We start from the raw sequence: 22,433 nt of genomic DNA on the forward strand, positions 1-22,433 counted from the left end.
GGAGCCCGGTAACGGGCTCCCACCTTTTTTTGTAGCGGTTAAACCGCGGTCAGCGTGTGAACGGTCTGCCGCTTGAGCAGTTCCTCCACAAAGCGTTTGCCGAATTGCTCCAGGTACTGACGCTGCAACAGGCACTCGTGGGGGGCTTCGACGTCATGCCGGATCAGCTCGCCGCTGATGTACGGCGACCACAGCGACGGCTGCTGTTCATCCTGACGCAGGATGTCTGCGGTGGCACGGATGAACAACATATCGCCCCGGTACTGTTCGTACTGCGTCCTGCCCAACAACTCCAGCATCCGCTTCGAATCGTCGACCAGACGGCTCAGGAACTCGTCGCCGATCTGCCGGCTGCCGAGCACTTCTTCCATCGCACTTTTCAGACCCTTGAGACCGGCCCGTGGCGTGCCGACGATGGCGCGGGTCATGCGGCTGATGATCATCGCATCGTCGAGTTTCAGTGAGGCCGGGCCACCTTGCAGCGGGTAGCTGTCGAACATGCAGAGGAAGCTCACCTCACGTCCCCGGGCCTGCAACATCGCTGCCATGCGCAACGCCAGGTTGCCGCCCACCGACCAGCCGGCCAGTTGATACGGCCCCTCGGGATACAGCTCGATGATGCGTTGCAGGTATTCCTCGGCCAGTTCATCCAGCGACTCGATCACCCGCGTCGGATCGCGCAGGATCGGCGATTGCAGCGCGTACAGCGGTTGATCCTCGGGCAGGTACGGCAACAGTCCTGCGTAGGGCCAGGCAATCCCGCCGCCGGGGTGGATGCAGAACAGCGGCGGCCGCTTGCCTTCGGTGCGCAGCGCCAGCACGGCGTCGAACGGATCGCTGGCACCGGTGTTGTGTTGCAGGCGTCGGGCCAGTTGTCGCGGGGTCGGTCCTGCGAGGAAATCGGCGATGCCCAGCGCGATGCCGAACTGTTCCTTGATCCGGCTGACCAGTTGCAACCCGAGCAACGAATGCCCGCCGAGGTCGAAGAAACTCTGGTTGGCAAACACTTCGCTGCAACCCAGGGCTTCGGCGAACAGGTTGCACATCGTGGCTTCTTCCGGGGTCTGCGCAGGCGACAGTTCGGCTGCGTCCTGCCGCGTCGGCGCGGGCAGGCGATCGACGGCCAGTTTGCCGTTGGGGGTCAACGGGAACTCGGCCACGCGCATGATCACGCTCGGCACCATGTGTTGCGGCAGGTGCCGGCCGAGCGTCTGTTTCAGTTGCTGGCTGTCGAGGCTTTCATCCTTGCTCGCCACGTAGCCGACGATGGCCGGACCGTGGGCCAGTTCACGCAGCATGACCGTGGCGTCATCGACGCCGGCGCAACCGAGCAGGACGTTCTTGATCTCGTCCAGCTCGATGCGCAGACCGCGCAGCTTGATCTGGTTGTCCTGCCGGCCAAGGTAGTGAATGCGCCCGGCATGATCGAAAAACACCCGGTCGCCCGCGCGGTACATGGTGTCTTGCGCGTCGAGCAGGTCGGCGACAAAGCCCTTGGCCGTGAGGTCGGGACGATTGCGATAGCCCCGCGCAACGCCCGGCCCACCAATGAACAGATCGCCCCAGGCCCCCGGCGGCAACAAGCGCTGGCGGTTGTCGACCACGTACAGACGGGTGTTGGCGGTGGCCGGTCCGATGGACAGATCACCGGCACCGTAATGCGCGTTGATCGAAGTGGCGAAGGAGGTTTCCGTCGGGCCGTAAACGTTGAGCAGGCGGCAATGGGAGAAACGCGCCAGCAGCGCCGGGGTGCACGGCTCGCCGCCAAGCATGAGTACGGTGTCCTGAGGGAAGTCCTCGGTTTGATGACAGGCCAGCAGGCTCGGAGTCATCACCAGCAAATCGATGGCTTCACGCTTGACCAGTTGCGCCAGGGCCCGGCCGGGAGCGCTGGTGACTTTGTCGGTGATCACCAGTTCGGCACCGGCCAACAGGGTCATCATGATTTCCAGCACCGACATGTCGAAACCGGCGGCGATGAATTGCAGCACCCGCGCGCCGGGCTGCAACTGCGCGGCGTCGATGGCGGTGCGAGCGATCGGCACCAGATTGCGCTGGGTGACTTCCACGCCTTTGGGCTTGCCGGTGGAGCCGGAGGTGTAGATCAGATAACCCGGCAGCCCCGCCTCGAACGGCGCCAACGGCTCGTTGGCCGGCGGCAGTTGCGCCAGGAACTCGGTGTTCAGCCACAGCTGTTTGTCGGCGGCGATCTCGACTTTGAGCTGACTGCCGGGGGCGACGATCACCACCGCCGGATCGGCATCGCTGAAGATGTGTTCGATCCGTGCCTCGGGCAGGTCCGGGTCCACCGGTACATAGCAGGCACCGAGTTTGAACAGGGCCACGGCGGCCACCGCCCATTCGAGGCTGCGGGAGAACATCACCACCACGCAGTCACCGGCCTGCACACCGCGTTCGCGCAAATGCGCGGCCAGTCGGGTGGCCTCGTCATCGAGGCGTGCATAGCTCAGGTGTCGCCCACCCTGGCTCAGCGCCGGGCGCTGGGCATGTTCGCGGACGGACTCGGCGAAGGCCTCGGCGAATACCGGCAACGGCGCATCGCTTTGCGGGTACGAGTAGAAGCGCTGCTGTTCGTCGGGCAGAAACAGATCGTAGTCGGCCGCCAGGGTTTCGGGCGCTGTGGCGAAACGTTCGAACAGCGCGGTCAGGCGTTGGTAATGCAGCTCCAGCGCTTCAGGGGAGTACAGGTCGGCGTTGGCATTGAAGCCGATCTCCAACCGGCCATCGGCGTGACGGTCGAAGATGTCGATGCCCAAATGATCCGCCGGTCCGTTGGCGACGTTCTGCAGGGTGGTTTCGCAGCCGGCAAACCCCGGCCCCTGATCGTAGGCGACGATGTTCAGCAGCGTGTTGAACAGCGGCTTGTTGCCGCGCTCGGCGTGCAGGTCGCGGATCATGCTTTCGCTGCGGTAGCTCTGGTGCAACAAGTGATGGCGCAGTTGCCGCTGAAGGTTGGCCGCCACCGTCAGCACCGTGCTCTCGGCGTTGAACGACAGGTGCAGCGGCAGGATGTTGGCGACCATCGACGGCACGTTGCGCAGGGCCTTGAGCTGACGTGCCGCCACTGGCATGCCGAGCGCCAGTTCGTCTTGCCCGGTCATACGCTGCAAGTAAGTCGCGCACAGTGCCAGCAGGATGCTCGACAGCCGCAGTTGGTGTTCGCTGGCGGCGGCGCGCAGGCGTTGCAGGGGTTTGCCGCCGAACACTTTGCGCAGGCGATTGAGCCGGATCAGCGGCGCATCGCCCGGCACCAGTTGGGTCGGTTCGGGCATCTTCAGGCAGTACTGGCGCCAGTAGGTGCGATCCTTGTTGTGCATCTCGCTGAGGCGATATTCCTCCTGCGCCTCGAACACGCTCGACAACGGCGCCAGCGTCAACGGCTCGACCCCTTCGCCGCGACTGAGGGCGTTGTAGTGGGCAGTGATGTTGCCGAACAGAATCCCGTGGCCGAACCCGTCCACCACCAGGTGCGAGGCCAGTTCAATCATGCGGTGGTGGTGGGGTGCGAGGCGGATCAGCACGTAACGGATCAACGGGCCGTGTTGCAGGTCCATGTCGGTTTGCAACAGGTGGTCGAGCACCTGGCGCCAGGCGGCTTCGGGGTCAGGCTGGTCGCTGACGTCCAGATGCTCGAAGGCCTTGGCTGGCAGGGTATCGATGGGCTGGATGTACTGGGCGAAGGTGCCGGTCTGCGGGTCGGTCCTGAAGGTGGCGCGCAGGGTGTCGGTTTGGCGGAACTGCGCGCCGATGGCGGCTTCGAGCCAGGTCAGGTTCAGCTCGCCGCGCAGCTCGATGACATCGCACAGATGGTAGTTGAGGTTGCTGTGGTTCTGGCTGATGGCCAGGCAGACTTCCTGCTGTGCCGTGGAAAGCGGGCACGAGTGTACGTCACGCATAAGAGTCATCCTTTCTTCCGTTGCGTCGGGTTTTCGGCAGGCAATACCGTGCCCATTCCGGTTGGCGCGAAAGCGACAGGTCCGGAATCGACGGCAAGCGCCGTTCTCAGTTTTTCAGGGGGGCGCCAAGTGTGTCAGGCGGGGCTGGAACCGTTGCATGACGCCAATCCTTGGCGGTGTTTCTTGTTGTGGGGTTGAAGCATTTGGTAACACTTCGCCGGGTAACGTAGGCGCATAAAACAGCCCTGTCAATTAACTGATTTGTGACTTTTGCCAGGTCTGCAAAAAACGGCAGCCATTGTCGCTTACCGTCAAGCACGGGCTTTTCAGGCGTCTACAGTGGACGAAAACCCCTGCCTGCCGGGAGCGCCCGAGCCATGAACGACAGTATCCCGACCCTGAGAATCCAACTGGCCTGCGCCCTGCGCTGGGCCGCGCGACTGGACCTGCACGAGTCCATCGCCAATCATTTCAGCGTGGCGACGTCACCGGACGGCCGCGAGTTTCTGATCAACCCTTACGGCAAACACTTCTCGCGGATTCGCGCCAGTGATCTGCTGCTGCTCGATGCCGACGATCCGGCCAGTCTCGACCGCCCGGACGCACCGGACATCACCGCCTGGGCCTTGCACAGCGCCTTGCACCGCAACCAGCCCCAGGCCCGCTGCATCCTCCACACCCACAGCAAATACGCGACGACGCTGGCCTGTCTGAAGGACTCGCGGCTGCCACCGATCGAGCAGAACAGCATGCGGTTTTTCGAGCGGGTGGCGATCGATGACGGCTTTGACGGCATGGGCCTCGGGGAAGAGTCGGAGCGGGTGAGCAGGCTGCTCGGCGACAAGCCGATCCTGCTGATGGGCAATCATGGATTGCTGGTCGCGGCGCCGAGCGTGGCTCAGGCGTTCGATGATCTGTATTACTTCGAACGTGCCTGCGAGGTGTACATCAGTGCGTTGGCAACCGGGCGTGAGTTGCGGGTGGCCAGCGATGAAGTGGCGCGCAAGACGTGTCGGCAGTGGCTGGATTATCCGGGGTTTGCCGATAAGCATTTTGCGGCGTTGATGAACATCCTCGATGAGGAAGAGCCGGCTTACCGGCAGTGACTCACTCCTGCGGCAAGTGCGCCTTGCTCAGTGGCTGGCGCATCACCGGCGCGCTCCACGCTTGGCGCCGATCTTCGCTCGGCGGGCAACCAAACCGCGCACGGTAAGTGCGGGAAAAATGCTCCAGCGATCCAAACCCCGAGCACGCTGCCACCTGGGCCACGCTCATCTGCGTCTGTTGCAGCAGGTTGTGCGCCCGGGCCAGACGCAGGGTGATGTAGTACTTGAGCGGCGAGAGCCCGGTCTGATGCTTGAACTGGCGCTCCAGTTGCCGCCGAGACAGGCCGACTTCGCTGGCAATTGCTTCGCAGTCCAGCGGTTCCTCCAGAGCCTTTTCCATCAACTGCACGGCGCGGCGGATCTTGCTGCCGTACATCCCGCTGTTACCCAGGCCACCGTCGAGCTGATTGTCCGCCGGGGCGCGCATCTGGCCCATCAACAGGTGCAGGCCGATTTCCCGGGCCAGGTCCGTATCCAAGCGCTGGCCGATCCAGCCCAGCAGCATGTCGAGAATGGTGGTGGCGCCCGCGCAGGTCAGGCGCTGGCGTTCGAGGGTGTAGAGCTGCGGTCGGGCGCGGACCTTGGGGTAACTCTCCTGAAAACCCTGCAGGTTGTCCCAATGCACCGCCGCTTCGTAGCCGTCGAGCACGCCGGCAGCGGCCAGCAGTTCGGTGCCGGTTTCCACGCCGATCAACACCGAACCGAACAGCGCCTGCTTGCGCAACCAGCTCTTGAGCGCCGGGTTGCGGCTGTGTTGATGCACCTCGAAACTGGCCAGCACTACGCAGGCGTCGAAGGCCTGTTCAGTGTTCAAGCCAGCTTCGGCGATGCTCACCAGACCGTTGCTGGCGGTTACCGGGCCGGGCTGCAAGGACAACAGCGTCCACTCGAACAGCGTGCGCTGGCTCAGCCAGTTGGCGATGGCCAGCGGTTCCAGCACCGCCGCCAGCCCGAAGTTGGAAAACGCCGGCAACAACAGCACCGCCACTCGCAGCGGTGCGCCGTTTTGCAGTACAGCTTCAGCGGATCGGGTCATCGCCATCTCTGCTTCATCGTTGTTCGGTCTGCCAGTGCGGGTTGATCCACACCGGTACATCGAGGGCCGGCAACGGCGCGAGGTTGCGGATCAGGTCGCTGGCCTTTTCCGCGATCATCACTGTCGGAGCGTTGGTGTTGCCGCTGACGATCACCGGCATGATCGACGCGTCCACCACCCGCAAACCGTCGAGGCCATGCACCCGCAATTGTGGATCGACCACCGCTTCAGGGTCGCCCGCCGGCCCCATCTTGCAGGTGCCGCTGGCATGGTAGCCGGTTTCCGTGACCTGCCGCGCCCAGGCGTCGAGCTCGGCGTCGGTCTGCACCGAACGGCCCGGCACCAGTTCTTCGCCCTTGAACGGGGCCATCGCCGGTTGGTCGAGGATTTCGCGCACCAGTCGTGCGCCGGCGCGCATGTCGGCACGGTCCTGTGCGGTCTTCAGGTAGTTGAACAAGATCCTCGGCGGCCGCCGCGGTTCGGCGCTGTGCAACGTCACGCTGCCCAGGCTGGTGGGGCGCATCAGGTCGATGTGGATCTGGAACGCGTGGGTCGGCACCAGCTCGACGCTGCCCGGTTGCACCGCCAGCGGCATGAAGGTCAGTTGCAGATCCGGGTGCTCGACGCCGGCCCGGGAACGCAGGAACGCGCCGGCCTCGAAATGATTGCTTGCCGCCAGGCCATCGTGACGGACGAACCAGCGCGCACCGATCCACCATTTGCCCGGCGCGGTGGTCCAGCGATACAGCGACACTGGTTGCTTGCAGCGAAATTGCACCACGGCATCCGGGTGATCGTTGAGGCGTTTACCGACGCCGGGCAGGTCGTGAATCACGCTAATTCCGAGGTCGCGCAATTCTGCCGCCGGGCCTACGCCCGAGAGCAACAGCAACTGCGGCGAGTTGATCGCCCCGGCGGTCAGCAGCACTTCACGACGGGCGCGAACGGTGCAGGTTTCGCCGCTCTGTTCGTAATCGATGCCGACGGCCCGCCGACCCTCGAACAGAATGCGCAACACCAGCGCATCGGTGATCACCCGCACATTGCCCCGTGCCAAGGCTTCGCTGAGATAACCGCGCGAAGTGCTCCAGCGCCGACCGTGGCGCGTGGTGCGATCGACCGGGCCGAAGGCTTCCTGACGATAGCCGTTCAAGTCCTCGCTGACGCCATAACCGGCCTCGGCACCGGCCGCGATGAACGCCGCGCACAACGGTGTGCCGACATCGCCGGGGGTGACGTGCAAATGGCCGCTGGCGCCGCGATAGTCATCACCGCCGTCGGCGTGAGTCTGTGCACGCTTGAAGTACGGCAGCACTTCGCGATAACTCCAGCCGGTGCAGCCCTGTTCGGCCCAGCCGTCGTAATCCCGGGCATGGCCACGGATGTAGACCATGCCGTTGATCGACGATGAACCGCCGAGCGTGCGGCCTCTTGGCGTGCCGATCCGCCGGCCGTCGAGGTACGGCTCCGGCTCCGACTGATAGCGCCAGTTGTAGCGCGACCCGCCCACCACAAGGCCCACGGCGGACGGCATGTCGATCGTCCAGCTCTTGTCCTCGGGGCCGGCTTCCAGCAGCAGGATGCGTACGTTCGGGTCTTCGCTCAGGCGATTGGCCAACACGCAACCGGCCGAGCCGGCGCCCACGATCAGGTAATCAAACCCGGTTTCGTCCATGGTTTGCTCCTTTTTAACGAATGGCGAGGGAAGGGCGGATCAGTCCACGGTGTGGCTGTGAATGCCGTTGAACACCAGGCGATGAAAGTGATGCACCAGATGCTCGCTTTCGTTGCTGCGCTGGGCGTCGATCATGTAGCGGCCCTGGTCGTAGCCGAGCGAGCGCAGGCCTTTTTGCACCGAGATGTTCAGGGCGATGTCTTCGGGACCGAGGTCTTCGTTCATCCACTTCATGCACGCGGTGCTGACCGCAGCGGTCTCGGGGTTGCTGGAGTAGTAACCGAAGCGCAGCAGCGAGCGTTCGGCATCCAGCGGAATCATGATGAACGAGCCGAGAAACTCGGAGAACGGGAAGGTGTAGAAGGTGTTGTTCGGCCACATGCCGATGTTGAAAAAGCATTCCTGCGGATTCAGCTCGCTTTTCAGCGGCACACCATAGGCCTCGGTCGCCGACAGATTGGCCGGTGCGGCATAGGTCCACCAGTTGTCGCGTTTGATCAACTGGTAACCCTTGAAGTCGATCAGTCGGGCGAGGTCGATGTGGCACGGACCGGACAGTTTGAAGTGATAGCCCTCGATGGAATTGTCCATGATCACCTTCCAGTTGGCCGGCACGATCACGTCCTGTTCCTCGATCAGGCGCATGTCGGTCAGGTCTGGAAACACCCGGCGCATTTCTTCGTCCGCGCCGGGGAACAGGTCCCGCAGCGACGGCGCATTCGGGTCGAGGTTGAAGTAGATGAAACCTCCGAGTTCTTCGGTGCGCACCTGGGGAATGTTGAACTGCGCCAGCTCGAAATTCTTCATCCGCTCGCAACGCGGCGCACCGCGCAGGCTGCCGTCCATCTCGTAGCACCACGAGTGATAGGCGCAGCGCACCACGCCGCCGGTGGTACCACGCCGTTCTTCCAGCAAGCGATTGCCGCGATGCTGGCAGACGTTGTGAAAACCGTGGATCTGCCCCTGCCGATTCTTCGCCACCACCACGCTCTGGTCGAACAGGTCGGTGACCACGAACTGCCCCGGCTCGGCGAACTCACTGACATGCCCGGCGACATGCCAGGCCTTCATGAAAATGTTGTCGCGCTCGGCACGAAACAGGCTGTCGTCGTAGAAATAGCGCGAGGGCAGGGTGAAGGCCTGCTCCGGATCCTGCTGATCCCAGGCGTCGACCGGGCTGTGCTGCTTGCGGGTCTGGAAACTGTGCATGAGGCGATCTCCACGGTAGCGGGCCGCTCGGGGCGGCGTGTTGTTGTGGGATCTAATCTAGGGTGCAGGGCGGGGGTGGGGTTGATGGATTGCGACCAGTTGATGGGTGGAATGATCAATCCCATGCTGTACCGGGGAGGCCTTGACAGCCCTGCGATAATCAAACTTCACCGCGATCATGATGCAGAGGAGGGTTTTCCATGGACAATCAAGCACTCAAGGCCTTGTTCGACCAGCAGTCCGCTGTCTATGACAAACAGTGGAGCGGGATGGCACCCATTCGTGATGCGCTGTACCTGCTGCTGGATTCGGTGTTCGCGGGCCTGCCGGAAAATGCCCGGATACTCTGTGTTGGCGTGGGTACCGGTGTGGAAGTGGCGCACCTGGCCCAGCGGTTTCCCGGCTGGCAATTCACGGCAGTCGACCCTTCTGGCGCCATGCTCGATGTCTGCCGCCAAAGAGCGACGGAGGGCGGTTTCCTTGCCCGTTGCCGTTTTCACGAGGGCTATCTCGATACGCTGACGGATGAATCGGGTTACGACGGCGCGACCTGTTTTCTGGTGTCGCAGTTTTTGCTCGAACCACAGGTTCGTATCGACTTTTTCCATGAGATCGCCCGTCGTCTGGTGCCGGGCGGGGTCCTGGCGAATGCGGACCTCGCCTCTGACACCGCGTCACCGGCCTACGAAGCATTGCTGCGTCACTGGATGACGCTGATGGCATCGGCCCAGGTGCCCGCACAAATGCTCGAACGAGCACGTGCCGCGTATGCCAGCGATGTGGCGATTCTGCCAGCGCCGCAAGTCGCCGGTCTGATCGAGTCGGCGGGGTTCGAGGCGCCGGTCCAGTTCTTTCAGGCTGGCTTGATGCATGGGTGGTTCTGCCCGCGCAAGGCCTGGATCGATGCGAGTCAGAGCGTTGGAGGTCTCTCACGGACCCATTTCGCCAAATCCTGAGGGGGCAAAGGACGAGCGATGCAATAGCCTTGTGCGATCTGGTACCCCAGGCCGCGAAGAATTTCCAGCTGCGCATCGTTTTCAACACCTTCGGCGACGATGTTCAAATGCAGGCTCTTGCAGATCCCGGCAATCGACTGGGCCAATGTCCGGGCACTGGCGCTGTCTTCGATATCGTCGATGAAGCTCTTGTCCAGCTTGATGGTGTTGACGGGCAGGCGCAGCAGGTAGCTCAAGCTGGAATAACCGGTGCCAAAGTCGTCGATGGACAAGCTGACACCGGATTGCCGGACTTCGGTAATGACCGATATGACAGTGTCGGTGGCGTCCAGTATGAAGTCTTCAGTGACCTCCAGTGTCAGGCAGGAGGGCAGGAGCCGATACTTTTCCAGCAGCGTTTCAATGAGTTCAACAATGGCTCTGTCGCGAAAGGCGACGGGGAAGATATTGACCGACATATGAGGCACTTCGAGCCCGGAATCGCGCCATTGCGCCATTTGCCGACAGGCTTCGGTAAGTACCCATTGATTGAGTCCGGGCATCATTCCCGCGTCGCGCACCAACGGGATGAATCGACCGGGAGGAATATCGCCAAGCTCGGGATGACACCAGCGGGCCAGCGCCTCGACACCAAAGAGCTGGTTGTTATCGAGGATTATCTGGGGTTGGTAATGCAGCGCCAGCTGGTTGGACTCCAGGGCACTCTTGAGTGCCATGCTGAGTGTCAGTTCGTCATCGGCTGAATCGCTGATCACTGGATCGAATACTTCAATGGCCTGGCGGCCTGCGGACTTGGCTTTGTACATCGCCTGATCGGCATGCAAAAGCAAGGAATGAATGTCGTTACCGTGGTCTGGATAAATGCCAATCCCAATACTGGCGGACGGTGTGATTTTTACATCGTCCAGCATCACGGGTTCCGACAGTTTGTTGATCATTCTTTCTGAAAAGGCAATGGCTTGTTCAGTATTGGAGGGGGACAGAATAACGACGAATTCATCTCCCGAAAGACGGCTGACAAAATCATTTCCCCGCACAGAGCTCTGAAGCCTGTTGGCAATTTCGGACAGAAGCGAATCCCCGGCGGCATGCCCGAGGGAATCGTTGATCTGCTTGAACTTATTGATGTCGATGAACAGAACTGCCATGGATGATTGTGACCGCTGTGCATTCGCGATCATCGTGTTTGCTTTCATCATCAACAGTCGTCGATTGGGCAACGTCGTCAGGCTGTCATAGTAGGCCAGTCGTTCGATATCGTTGATGAAGCTGTCCCTCTCGAGGGCGAGGGCGCAAAGCTTCAGGCTGGTTTCAAGCAGTCTGTGGTGCTGGACAGCCGGGAGGTGGTTCTCGCGGTAATAAAGCGTGAATGTGCCTAAAGTACGTCCGTTGTTGGAGCGAATGGTGTTAACCCAGCCAGCCGTGAAACCGAATGATTGCGAGAGCTGATGATCGACGCATTCGCCATTGTCCGACGCAGGGTCAGTGAAGTTCAGCATGATGCTTTTTTTCACGTCCATCTTTTTCAGGATGGATCTTTCAGCGAGGCTTTCCAGCGACTGAATCAATCCCGCCGGCAGGTTGAACTCCGCTACCAGTGGAAGGCAACCCTGCTCGTCGAACTGCCTTATTGAAATACCGATTTCAGGTGCAATTCGGCCAATCTCCTGGCAAATCAATTTCATGACGTCGGGAAGCGATTCTTCACGGGCCATGGCACTGAGTACCTTGAACTGCAACTCATCATTCATCTTGGCCTCGGTGATGTCAGTCACGATTGCCACTACGTCCTGTTGAACACCTTGTGGATCGAGCACCGGATTGGCGATCACGCGTACCCACAGAGGATTCTTCGATTTGTTGTAAACCAGTAATTCAGTGGTATGGCTTTTTCCGCTCTGGATACTGTTCCTGAAAGACAGGACCGCTTCCGGATCAGTATGCCGGCCATAAAAAACTTCATCCGGCCTCTTGCCCACCAGGTCGTCTGTTTCATAACCCAGCATGCGCACGAATCCCTCGTTTACATAAGTAATCATCCTGTTCGGATCGGTGACGATAATTGCACTGTCAGTTCGGTTTACGGCAATTTTCAGAAGTCGGCTTTTCTCAACTTTTTTTATGATGTAGAGCAGGAAGAATGTAGTTGCCAATACCAGTAGAAGTATCATTGCGGCGGCAGATATATATATCTTGAAACGATCACCCATGGACTGAAGTGAAGTCTGGCTGATGCTGTTTCCGTACTTGATGAAGTTTTTCTGTTCCACCAGGAACTGCTCTTGGATGTCCTGTACCGGCTGGGCAAGAGCCCATTGCACATCGCCAGCCCCGGTGTACCGGACCAATCGATTGAGCACGTCCACATAACGTGAATACACGTCTTTTAATGCCTGTACACGGATGTGATTTTCTTCATCAACCCTTGTACTTGTCAGAAAACGGTCGAAAGATTCATTCGCCAGTGTCAACTCCGTGCGGGCGTGTTGCACCATTTCATGTGGAATTGTGTTGAACAGTACGATGCGGGTGTTGGCGCGCGACAGCGAGAGTCGCGCTTCCATCAAGTGTTGAACGGTTTCTGCTACAGCATCGACTTGATCGACGGCAACACTGGAAAGATTGCCGATGCTCGACTGGTTGCTGGTCACCAACCAAAAGCTGAGGACTAAAGTTGCACATTGGAATACCAGTGCAGTGGTCAGGATCGTTCTCAAGCCATGAGGCGGTGCAAACTTGCGCAGCAAATAATCCTCCTCTGTCGCAGACAGATAGGGAAAGGTTGGAAAAAACGAGCAGTCGGGCAGAAAGTGTCTGGCCGGTCGTTCAGGGTTGTGGCGAAGGAAGTTGTTTTTCGGGGTTGTGCCGGATGACGTCAAGACGAGAAGCAGCAGGATGTGGCATGTTTTTCAGATTCAAGAGTTCGTCAAGCTGTCAGGGTTGGTGGCTACGAGCCATTAAGGTGGCGTAGCTTATAAGAAATGCGGGTTGGAATGAAATGGAGGAAGCGTTGCAACGAGGAGAATTTTTTCTTCTGTTATTGGCTGAGTGGTCAGGAAAGTTAATAAAAAAGCTTTAGCGTTAGATGCTTATAAAAGTCTGTCAGACAATCAGTCATTAAGGCTTTCAAGCGGCTGTTATTGTCGACCATTATTCATGGAAGTGATTATCTGTCGGGCTCTGTTGTGAACGCTGATGCCGGATCGAGCGCGATCACCCAGGCCTATGAAAACCCGTGGTGCCAAATCGGGCGCGTGTTTACATTTCTTGAGTGCCTGCGGTCGGTATCCCGAGTAATGCATTGCTTCGGCTTAATACGAAGCATTACTATTCACGCCCTTTCCTCAGCACGCCGCAATGATCCCCATGCTGCCCCGCAGACCCGGCTTTCTCGAGCATTACGAAGAGTTGATCGGCACCTGGACCCGCCGCCTGCGCAATCGCTCGCAGGCCGAGGATCTGGCGCACGACACCTTTGTGCGGGTGCTCGAGTCCGATTCGTCGGCGGTGCAGCAACCCCGGGCGTATTTGCACCAGACGGCGCGCAACATCGCGGTGGACGGCTATCGGCGCGAGGACCGGCGGGGCGCCATGGAGTCGGAGGCGATCGATCTCAGTGAGTCGCCGACCGGTGACCCGGAGCATTACATGCATGCGATCCAGCTGGCCGATTCCATCGAGCGGGCGCTCACCGAATTGCCGGTCAACTGTCGGCGGATTTTCGTCTGGCAGAAGATCGAAGGCCTGACTCAGGCGGAAATCGCCGAACGCCTGGGCCTGTCCAAGAACATGGTGGAAAAGTATATGATCCGCACCCTGCGGCATCTGCGTGATCGCCTGGACGGGGCGCAATCATGAGCCGCGGCGTCTTTTCATCCCCAGCCAAACAGGACATTCCATGATGGATACTCGTGATTGCGCGTGCGGGCAAACAACGGTGCGCGATGACGCGGCACGCTGGTTTGTGCGTTTGCAGGAACCAGCCGTCGATGCCGAACAATACCGGCGCTTCGACGCCTGGCTGAACGAACATCCGCAGCACCGTGACGAATTCCAGTTGCTGCAAGGCCTGTGGACGGCGGCGGATCTGCTGCCGGCGCCACGGCTCAAGGCCCTGTGTGAAACCCCGCCTGCACGTCGCGAACGCCGTCCTTTGTTGCGTTATGCCGTGGCGGCCAGCGTGGTCGCGGTGGCGCTTGGGCTCGGTCTGTTCAGTGGCTTGAATCACCCGGCGGGTTACCGCGCCGAATTCGCCACGGCGCTGGGCGAGCGTCGCCATGTGGCATTGCCGGACGGCTCGGTGATCGATCTCAACAGCCGTAGCCGTTTGCAGGTGCGTTTCGAGAAGGATCGGCGGCTCATCGAGTTGACCGAAGGCGAAGCGATGTTCAGCGTCGAGCACGATACCTCGCGCCCGTTCGTGGTCGAGGCTGGCAGCGGCAAGGTCACGGTCACCGGCACCCGCTTCGATGTGCGCCGCGACGTGACGCAAACCCGGGTCGCGGTGGAGCAGGGCACCGTCAAGGTGCAGGGGCGGAATGCGCCGGACAACGAGTTCATCAACCTGACCGCCGGCCTCGGCACCCATGTCGATGCCCACGGTGTGGTGGCCCAGGCCTATGCGGTCAACCCGGCGGAACTGACGGCGTGGCGCAGCGGCAAACTCGTGTTCAACAACGCCAGCCTCAGCGAAGTCGTCGAGGAAGTGTCCCGTTATCGCGACAAGCCGCTGACCGTCGCCAACCCGACCGTGGCCAGTCTGCGCCTGACCAGTGTGTTCAAATCCGACAACACTGACGCCTTGCTCAAGGCCTTGCCGAATATCCTTCCGGTGGCCGTGCGCACCCACGCCGACGGCAGCCAGGAAATAATTTCAAAATAAAATTCAGGTTTTTTTCGAGTTCGTCGTCTTCCTGTTCAACTGCAACTGGTTTGCATTAACAGCCGCACACTCTTGCGATCCACAGGACTACGTACGACGTGAAAAACACCACTGCCAACAACAAAAAATCCCCTTGGTTGCCGCTGGCGCTCGCGCTGGCGGTCAACGCTGCGATGCCGATGGCATTTGCGGCCGACACCATTCATATCCGCGCGCAGCCATTGGGCCAGGCGCTGAGCGAACTGGGTCAGCAAACCTCGCTGCAGGTGTTTTTCAGCCCGGATCTGGTGGCCGGCAAGCAGGCCCCGGCCGTCGATGGCAACCTCTCGCCGGAGGACGCACTGCGCCAGTTGCTGCAAGGCAGCGGCCTGAACTATCAGATCAATGAAGGCTCGGTGACCCTGTCGCCGGCACCGACCGCAGCCGCCAATGGCCCGCTGGAACTGGGCGTGACCGACATCAAAGTGGTCGGTGACTGGCTCGGCGACGCCGATGCCGCCGTGGTGCAGAACCACCCGGGCGCGCGGACGGTGATCCGTCGCGAAGCGATGGTCGAGCAGGGCGCGATGAACGTCAGCGACGTTCTCAAGCGTGTGCCGGGCGTGCAGGTGCAGGACTCCAACGGCACCGGCGGCAGCGATATTTCGCTGAACGTCGGCGTGCGTGGCCTGACTTCGCGTCTGTCGCCGCGCTCCACCGTGCTGATCGACGGCGTACCGGCGGCGTTCGCGCCGTACGGTCAACCACAACTGTCGATGGCGCCGATTTCCTCCGGCAACCTCGACAGCATCGACGTCGTGCGCGGCGCCGGTTCTGTGCGTTATGGGCCACAGAACGTCGGCGGGGTGATCAACTTCGTGACCCGTGCCATCCCGGAAAAAGCCACCGGTGAAATCGGCACCACGCTGGAAACCACCCGCTACGGCGGCTGGAAACACATCGACACCGCATTCCTCGGCGGCACGGCCGACAACGGCATGGGCGTGGCGCTGTTGTACTCCGGGGTCAACGGCAACGGTTACCGCGAGCGCAACAACGGCAACGACATCGACGACGTGCTGCTCAAGACCCACTGGGCGCCGACCGATCAGGACGATTTCAGCCTCAATTTCCACTACTACGACGCCAGTGCCGACATGCCCGGCGGCCTGACGCAGAAGCAGTACGACGACAAACCGTATGACTCGGTGCGCGACTACGACAACTTCAGCGGCCGCCGCAAGGACGTGTCGTTCAAGTGGATCCGCCAGATCGACGAGCGCACCCAGGCTGAAGTGCTGACCTATTACACCGACAGCTTCCGTGGCAGCACCATCGCCGCCCGCGACCAGAAAACCCTGAGTTCGTATCCGCGCTCCTACTACACGCTGGGCATCGAGCCACGCGTCTCGCGGGTATTCGATGTCGGCCCGACCACTCAGGAAGTCAGCGTCGGTTATCGCTACCTGAAAGAGGCGATGCACGAGCAGTCGAGCCGTCTGGCGCTGGTCAACAATGTGCCTGTGGTCACCCCGTCGTCCGACGGCCATGTGTTCCAGGACCGTACCGGTGGCACCGAGGCCAACTCGGTCTACCTCGACAACAAAATCGACGTCGGCAACTGGACCATCACCCCGGGCATTCGCTTCGAGCACATCAGCACCGACTGGCACGACCGCGCCGTGCTCGACACCGCCGGCAAGCGCGTGCCGGAGAAAAACCGCAGCATCGAGAGCAACGAACCGCTGCCGGCACTGAGCGTGATGTATCACCTGTCGGATGCGTGGAAGCTGTTTGCCAACTACGAAACCTCGTTCGGCAGCCTGCAGTATTTCCAGCTCGGTCAGGGCGGCTCGGGTGACCAGACGGCCAACGGTCTGGAGCCTGAGAAAGCCAAGACCTACGAGATCGGCACCCGCTACAACGATGACGTGTGGGGCGGTGAAGTGACGCTGTTCTACATCGACTTCGATGACGAACTGCAATACATCAGCAACGACGTGGGCTGGACCAACCTCGGCGCCACCAAGCACCAGGGTATCGAGGCTTCGGTGCACTACGACATGGCTGCGCTGGATCCGCGTCTCGATGGCCTGACCGCCAACGCCGGTTTCACTTACACCCGCGCGACCTACGAAGGCGAGATCCCGGGCTTCAAGGGCCGCGACCTGCCGTTCTATTCGCGTCAGGTGGCAACCGTCGGCCTGCGTTACGACATCAACCGCTGGACCTACAACATCGACGGTTTCGCCCAGTCCAAACAGCGCTCGCCGGGCACCGGCGTGAATGCCGACGGCAGTTTCAGCAACAACTACATCACCGAAGGCACGGCGGACGGGCAGTACGGCGACATTCCGGGTTACGTGACCTGGAACGTGCGTGGCGGCTATGACTTCGGTGCGCAGCTGTCGAACCTGAAGCTCGGCGCCGGGGTGAAAAACATCTTCGACAAGCAGTACTTCACCCGCTCCAGCGACAACAACTCCGGGATGTATGTCGGCGCGCCGCGTACGTTCTTCGTGCAGGCCAGCGTCGGATTCTGACGCTGTATGGCTCGTTCCCACGCTGAGTGGGAACGAGCTGGCTCAGACCTTCAGCGCTTTCCCGCCAATCGCCACCGCCACCAGCAGCGCTGCCATCAACCCGAAGGCAAAACTCAGGCTGCTGGCATGGGCGACAAACCCGATCACCGCCGGCCCCGCCAGAATGCCTGCATAACCCAGCGTGGTGATCGCCGGCACCGCGATGCTTTCCGGCATCACCGTCTGCTTGCCGACCGCCGTGTACAGCACCGGCACTATGTTCGAGCAGCCGGCGCCGACCAGTGCATAACCGACCAGTGCGGCTTCCCAGCTCGGCGCGAACGTCGCCAGAAACAACCCCGCCGCTGCCAGCAGACCGCCGAACAGAATGACCCGCGTTGCGCCCAGTGTGCGAACGATCCGGTCACCGGTCAAACGGCCCGCCGTCATCGTCAGCGCAAACGCTGCGTAACCCAGGCCTGCATATGCCGTATCGATCCCGCGTTCCTGCGCCAGAAACACCGCGCTCCAGTCCAGCGCTGCGCCTTCGGTGAGGAACACGATGAAGCACATGCCGCCGATGAACAGCACGATCCCGTGGGGCACTGCGAATGCCGGGCCCGAGCTTTCACTGCCGTAAGGCAGCATGTGCGGAACAGCCTTGAACAGCGCCGCGATCAGCACCACGACCACCACCAGCATCGCCGCCAATGGCGACAACCCAAGGCCGAGCAGGGCGCTGACGCCTGCCGCGCCGACGATCCCGCCGAGGCTGAACAGACCGTGAAAACCCGACATCATGTTCTTGCCGCTGGCCCGTTCGACGATCACCGCTTGCAGGTTCACCGTCGAATCCACCGTGCCGAGCCCGGCGCCGAACATGAACAGCGTGGCAATCAACGCCGGAATCGACGACACCGTTGCCAGCAACGGCAATGCCGCGCAGATCAATAAAGTGCCGCCGGTGGCTACACGCCGACAGCCGAACCGCGTGGCCAGAATCCCCGCCAGCGGCATCGCCAGAATCGAGCCCACGCCCAGGCACAGCAGCAAGAGTCCCAGCGTCCCTTCATCGAGCCCGGCCCGCGCCTTGGCATACGGCACCAGCGGCGCCCACGCGGCGATGCCGAGCCCGGCGATGAAGAAGGCGATGCGCGTGGAGATCTGTTGCAGGCGTCCGGGGACGAAAGTGTCTTTGGGCGTGAGGCTGGTCATGGGAATCCTTGGCAAAAAACGTTTCAGCAGTGGACATCCTTGCACAGTGAGGCAGTGGGAGCGAGCCGGCTCGCCCCAGGCAAGGATTACGTTTTACAGTGGCATCTTTGGGCGACGAAAATTCAAGGGCCTGTTCATGACGCAGTTATACGATGCACGGGGCAATATCTACGGCGTGGTTTCTCCGAGGCAGATGCGTGAGGCGGGTATCGATCTGCCAGCCAGCGCGCAAGAGGCGGCGTTATCCAGAGCCCTCTGGAGCGGGCAGGCCATAGAGACTTTTTGCCAATGGCCTGATGCGATTCGTCCCGCTGGCGCCAAACATCATCGCAGCGATGGTTTGCTGATCGGCCCGTTTCAATCCTCGCCGCCCTTCGATCTGTTGATCGTCAACACCGACGGCACGCTGGCCGAGCGCAGCGGTAACGGCTTGACGATTTTCTCCCAGGCGCTGCTTGAACAAGCGCTGATGCCGAAAGAGGGCGCATCACTACAGGTGCACCACGACAAACAGGATGCGCCATCGCCCGTGCCGACATCGGTCAAGCCGGCTGAGGTGGAGGGCGTGCAGGGCTTCTGGCTGGATCTCGGGCAACCCGGATTCGGTCCGGCAGCCGTCGGTGCGCTCGGCGTTGAACCCGTGTCTTTCAATGGTGTTGAGGTCAATCGCATCGAGCCACTGGCAAAACTCGATCCCGCCTGGGCGCACAGCCAGTTCGTGCGCATCGGCAATCCCCACTGCGTGACGCTGGTGTCGGAGGAAGCCGCATTACCGAGCAACGAGCAGATGCTTGAATCGCCACTGACGGACAATCTGACCGCAATCGCCTACGCCACACCCGTCGGCGCCGGCCAGCCGTGTCCGGCCGGGGTCAATCTGCAATGGGCGATGCGCGCAGGCGATCAACGCATCGTTGCGCGGGTGTTCGAGCGTGGTGAAGGGCCAACGGCGTCCTCCGGCACCAGCGCCAGTGCGGTGGCGTCTGCGGCGTGGCGGGCAGGCTGGGTGTCGGCGGGAGAAGTGAAGGTGGTGATGCCGGGCGGGACTGCGCCGATTTTACTGGAGTCGCAGGACGGCGAACTGACCGGCGTGCGTCTGTTCGGCACTGCGCATCAGACAAAAAGGTGAAGTCCCTTTCATGATCGTCCCCCCGGGAACGATGGATCCCTTGGACTTCACTGTGAGCCGGTTCGCTGCGGTTGTCGCCTGTCAGATCTGACAGGCCGGCTCTATCGTTTTGCGATAAGGCCGGCCCGGTTCATAACCACGTCTCAACCCTCGACGAACTCCACCACCGGCATCTGCCGCTTCATCAACACCTTGCCGCCACGGATCGAATACAGCGGCAAACCCTGGCTGCGGATCACTTCGTAATCGCTGTCTGCCGACAGGATCAGCAGGTTCGCCGGGCGGCCCTGTTCAAGACCATAGCGTTCACCAAGGTGCATGGCCTTGGCGCTGTTGTCGGTGACCAGATCCAGTGCGCTTTGCAGGTTGCGGTAACCGAGCATGTGGCAGATGTGCAGCCCGGCTTCGAGTACCCGCAGGATGTTGCCGTTGCCCAGCGGATACCACGGGTCGACGATCGAATCCTGACCGAAGCAGACGTTCATGCCTGCTTCAAGCAGCTCGTTGACGCGGGTCACGCCACGGCGTTTCGGGAAGGTGTCGAAGCGGCCTTGCAGGTGAATGCTTTCGGTCGGGCAGGAAACAAAACTGATCCCCGAATGACCGAGCAGGCGGAACAGTTTGGCGCAGTAGGCGTTGTCGTAGGAACCCATCGCCGTGGTGTGGCTGGCCGTCACGAGCGCGCCCATGTCGCGGCTGCGGGCCTCTTCGGCCAGCACTTCGAGGAAGCGCGAATGCGGGTCGTCGGTTTCGTCGCAGTGCACGTCCACCAGGCAACCGGTGCGCTCGGCCAGGTCCATCAGAAACTTCACCGAGCTGACGCCCTGATCGCGGGTGTATTCGAAATGCGGAATCCCGCCGACCACGTCTGCGCCCATGCGGATCGCTTCTTCCATCAGTTCGCGGCCATTGCGAAACGACTCGATGCCTTCCTGAGGGAACGCGACGATTTGCAGGTCGATCAGGTGACGGCTTTCTTCGCGCACTTCGAGCATCGCTTTGAGCGCGGTGAGTTGCGGGTCGGTGACGTCGACGTGGGTGCGCACGTGCTGGATGCCATGGGCGGCCAGGGACTGAATGGTTTTTTTCGCCCGGGCCTTGGTGTCTTCCTGGGTGATGGTGACCTTGCGCTCACCCCAGCATTCGATGCCTTCGAACAACGTGCCGCTCATGTTCCAGCGTGGCTCGCCGGCGGTCAGGGTGGCGTCGAGGTGAATGTGCGGCTCGACGAAGGGCGGCACCACCAGATTACCGCCGGCGTCGAGGTCGTCGGGGCCCAGGGTCGGCGCTTCGGTCTGGCGCGCGATGCTGCGGATCAGGCCATCTTCGAGGTGCAATTCGTGCAGACCTTCCTGGTTGCGCAGTCGAGCGTTGATGATGTGCATCGGGCGAATCCTTTTATAGATCTTGTAGAGGGGCGGCCGCGTTGCGGGCGCCGAGCAGGCCGGTCACTGCGATATACGTTAACGCGGCAACGGCGATCCCGACCAGCGGCGCGACCCACGGCGAGCCGAAGGCAGCGACGGTTCCGGCCGCGTAGGCCGCCAGTCCCGGCCAGTTGAACGCTGGCAGGCGCGCATCGGCAAGACGTGGATATTGACCGCGCCAGCGGAAGAAAAAGTCCGCCATGATCACGCCGCCAATCGGCGGAATCACCGTGCCGAGCAGGATCAGATAAGGCACCAGCATGTCGTACATGCCCAGCAGCGCGAGCGCCGTGCCGATCACGGCACCGACCAGGGTCACGGTCTTGCGGCGCCCGGTGCGCAGCAGGTTGCAACCTGCGACTGCGAAGTTGTAGATGGTGTTGTCCTGGGTGCTCCAGATGTTCAGCAAGAGCATCGCCATCGCCGCCATGGCGAAGCCCTGCAACAGCAACACTTCGACCACGTCGGGTTGTTGATAGACGATCGCGCCGTAAGCGCCGATCAGCACCATCAGTCCGTTGCCGATGAAAAAGCCAATGAGGCTGGCCAGCACCGCGACCCGTGCCGAACGGGAAAAACGCGTCCAGTTGGTGGCCTGGGTCGCGCCGCTGACGAAGGTGCCGAACACCAGTGTGATAGCGGTCGACCAGTCCAGCGAGCCGCTGGGTACGACGCTGAGCAATCCATCGAGGCCGCCGACTTTCATGGTGGCGACCCACATCGACAGCATCAGCAGCAACATCATCGCCGGCACCGCGATGTACGACAGAATCTCCAGTCCGCGATAACCGACATACGCCGTGGCGCAGAACACCAGGCCGAACAGCACCATCAGCCCCAGCACCGTGCCTTCGTTCAGGTCGAAATACTTGCCGAGCACCACCGCCGCCGTCGCAGTGCCCCAGGCGTACCAGCCGATCTGGGTGAACCCGAGAATCAGGTCGCTGAGTTTGCTGCCGACTTCGCCAAAACAGAAACGTCCCATCAGCACCGAATTCAGGCCGCTCTTGAAGGCGATGTAACCGAGGCCTGCGGCGTACACGCCGAGCAGCAGGTTGCCGATGACGATGACGGCGAGCATTTCGCCGAAGTTGAATGCCACACCGAGCTTGCCGCCGGCAAACATGGTCGCGGTGAAGAAGGTGAATCCCAGCAGCACCATCGCCGTGGAGGCCAGGCCTTTGCGCGCATGCATCGGGACTTCACTGAGGGGGTAATCGTTGCCGGGATCGTTCTGCGTCATGGGGGCGTTCCTTGCTGGAAAGGGGAGGACGCGGGGGATGTTGCAGTGGTCGTGCCAACGCGATGTTGCGGGTATTTATAGACGAGACACGGATGATCGGCGCGAAAGCAGTGCATTTGGCGCCGTGCCGAACCATG

Annotated in this window: 14 protein-coding genes; 6 read left to right on the forward strand and 8 right to left on the reverse strand. The window is 61.3% G+C overall.

The window, feature by feature from the left end; all coding sequences use genetic code 11:
- Positions 1-38 precede the first annotated feature (38 nt).
- A complete protein-coding gene (locus tag AC1RME_RS25325) occupies positions 39-3,917 on the reverse strand; it encodes an amino acid adenylation domain-containing protein (RefSeq protein WP_493091907.1) in 3,879 nt (1,292 codons plus the stop codon).
- A 377-nt stretch (positions 3,918-4,294) separates the two neighbouring features.
- On the opposite strand from AC1RME_RS25325, the gene AC1RME_RS25330 reads away from it, so the two are divergent.
- Positions 4,295-5,023 carry a class II aldolase and adducin N-terminal domain-containing protein gene (locus AC1RME_RS25330; RefSeq protein ID WP_493091908.1) on the forward strand — a complete coding sequence of 243 codons (729 nt, stop codon included), beginning with the start codon at positions 4,295-4,297 and terminating at the stop codon, positions 5,021-5,023.
- A gap of 1 nt (position 5,024) precedes the next feature.
- Here AC1RME_RS25330 and AC1RME_RS25335 read toward each other — a convergent pair whose 3' ends face one another.
- The 3 genes from AC1RME_RS25335 to AC1RME_RS25345 are packed head-to-tail and all read right to left on the reverse strand — an operon-like array spanning position 5,025 to position 8,943.
- Positions 5,025-6,059: a GlxA family transcriptional regulator gene (locus AC1RME_RS25335; RefSeq protein WP_493091909.1), complete on the reverse strand. Its 1,035-nt coding sequence runs from the start codon at positions 6,057-6,059 to the stop codon at positions 5,025-5,027.
- A 13-nt stretch (positions 6,060-6,072) separates the two neighbouring features.
- Positions 6,073-7,734, reverse strand: coding sequence for a choline dehydrogenase (locus AC1RME_RS25340; RefSeq protein ID WP_493091910.1), 1,662 nt, complete (start codon positions 7,732-7,734; stop codon positions 6,073-6,075).
- 39 nt (positions 7,735-7,773) lie between these two features.
- Complete coding sequence (locus AC1RME_RS25345; protein ID WP_493091912.1) at positions 7,774-8,943, reverse strand: aromatic ring-hydroxylating oxygenase subunit alpha; 1,170 nt, start codon at positions 8,941-8,943, stop codon at positions 7,774-7,776.
- A gap of 200 nt (positions 8,944-9,143) precedes the next feature.
- On the opposite strand from AC1RME_RS25345, the gene AC1RME_RS25350 reads away from it, so the two are divergent.
- Positions 9,144-9,899, forward strand: coding sequence for a class I SAM-dependent methyltransferase (locus AC1RME_RS25350; RefSeq protein WP_493091914.1), 756 nt, complete (start codon positions 9,144-9,146; stop codon positions 9,897-9,899).
- Here AC1RME_RS25350 and AC1RME_RS25355 read toward each other — a convergent pair.
- Complete coding sequence (locus AC1RME_RS25355; RefSeq protein ID WP_493091915.1) at positions 9,854-12,646, reverse strand: EAL domain-containing protein; 2,793 nt, start codon at positions 12,644-12,646, stop codon at positions 9,854-9,856. The genes AC1RME_RS25350 and AC1RME_RS25355 overlap by 46 nt on opposite strands.
- Positions 12,647-13,256: 610 nt before the next feature.
- Here AC1RME_RS25355 and AC1RME_RS25360 point away from each other — a divergent pair.
- The 3 genes from AC1RME_RS25360 to AC1RME_RS25370 all read left to right on the forward strand — a co-directional run bounded on the left by AC1RME_RS25360 (position 13,257) and on the right by AC1RME_RS25370 (position 17,303).
- The gene (locus AC1RME_RS25360; RefSeq protein ID WP_045121794.1) at positions 13,257-13,757 is read left to right on the forward strand and encodes a sigma-70 family RNA polymerase sigma factor; all 501 of its coding nucleotides are present in this window, start codon (positions 13,257-13,259) and stop codon (positions 13,755-13,757) included.
- A 40-nt stretch (positions 13,758-13,797) separates the two neighbouring features.
- Complete coding sequence (locus AC1RME_RS25365; RefSeq protein WP_493091916.1) at positions 13,798-14,781, forward strand: FecR family protein; 984 nt, start codon at positions 13,798-13,800, stop codon at positions 14,779-14,781.
- Between the two features lie 98 nt (positions 14,782-14,879).
- A complete protein-coding gene (locus tag AC1RME_RS25370; RefSeq protein ID WP_493091917.1) occupies positions 14,880-17,303 on the forward strand; it encodes a TonB-dependent siderophore receptor in 2,424 nt (807 codons plus the stop codon).
- A gap of 42 nt (positions 17,304-17,345) precedes the next feature.
- On the opposite strand, the gene AC1RME_RS25375 is transcribed toward AC1RME_RS25370, so the two are convergent.
- Complete coding sequence (locus AC1RME_RS25375; RefSeq protein WP_493091918.1) at positions 17,346-18,497, reverse strand: MFS transporter; 1,152 nt, start codon at positions 18,495-18,497, stop codon at positions 17,346-17,348.
- 136 nt (positions 18,498-18,633) lie between these two features.
- On the opposite strand from AC1RME_RS25375, the gene AC1RME_RS25380 reads away from it, so the two are divergent.
- Entirely contained in the window at positions 18,634-19,626 is a 993-nt protein-coding gene (locus AC1RME_RS25380; RefSeq protein ID WP_493091920.1) for a diaminopimelate epimerase, read from the forward strand.
- Between the two features lie 143 nt (positions 19,627-19,769).
- Here the strand turns inward: AC1RME_RS25380 and codA are convergent, their stop codons facing one another.
- The gene (gene codA / locus AC1RME_RS25385) at positions 19,770-21,011 is read right to left on the reverse strand and encodes a cytosine deaminase (protein ID WP_102622360.1); all 1,242 of its coding nucleotides are present in this window, start codon (positions 21,009-21,011) and stop codon (positions 19,770-19,772) included.
- Positions 21,012-21,024: 13 nt separating this feature from the next.
- Positions 21,025-22,296 (reverse strand): cytosine permease, encoded by a 1,272-nt coding sequence (gene codB / locus AC1RME_RS25390; protein WP_493073187.1) that lies wholly within the window; start codon positions 22,294-22,296, stop codon positions 21,025-21,027.
- Positions 22,297-22,433: the final 137 nt, after the last annotated feature.

This window comes from Pseudomonas sp. GW822-FHT03F08, from assembly GCF_058801265.1.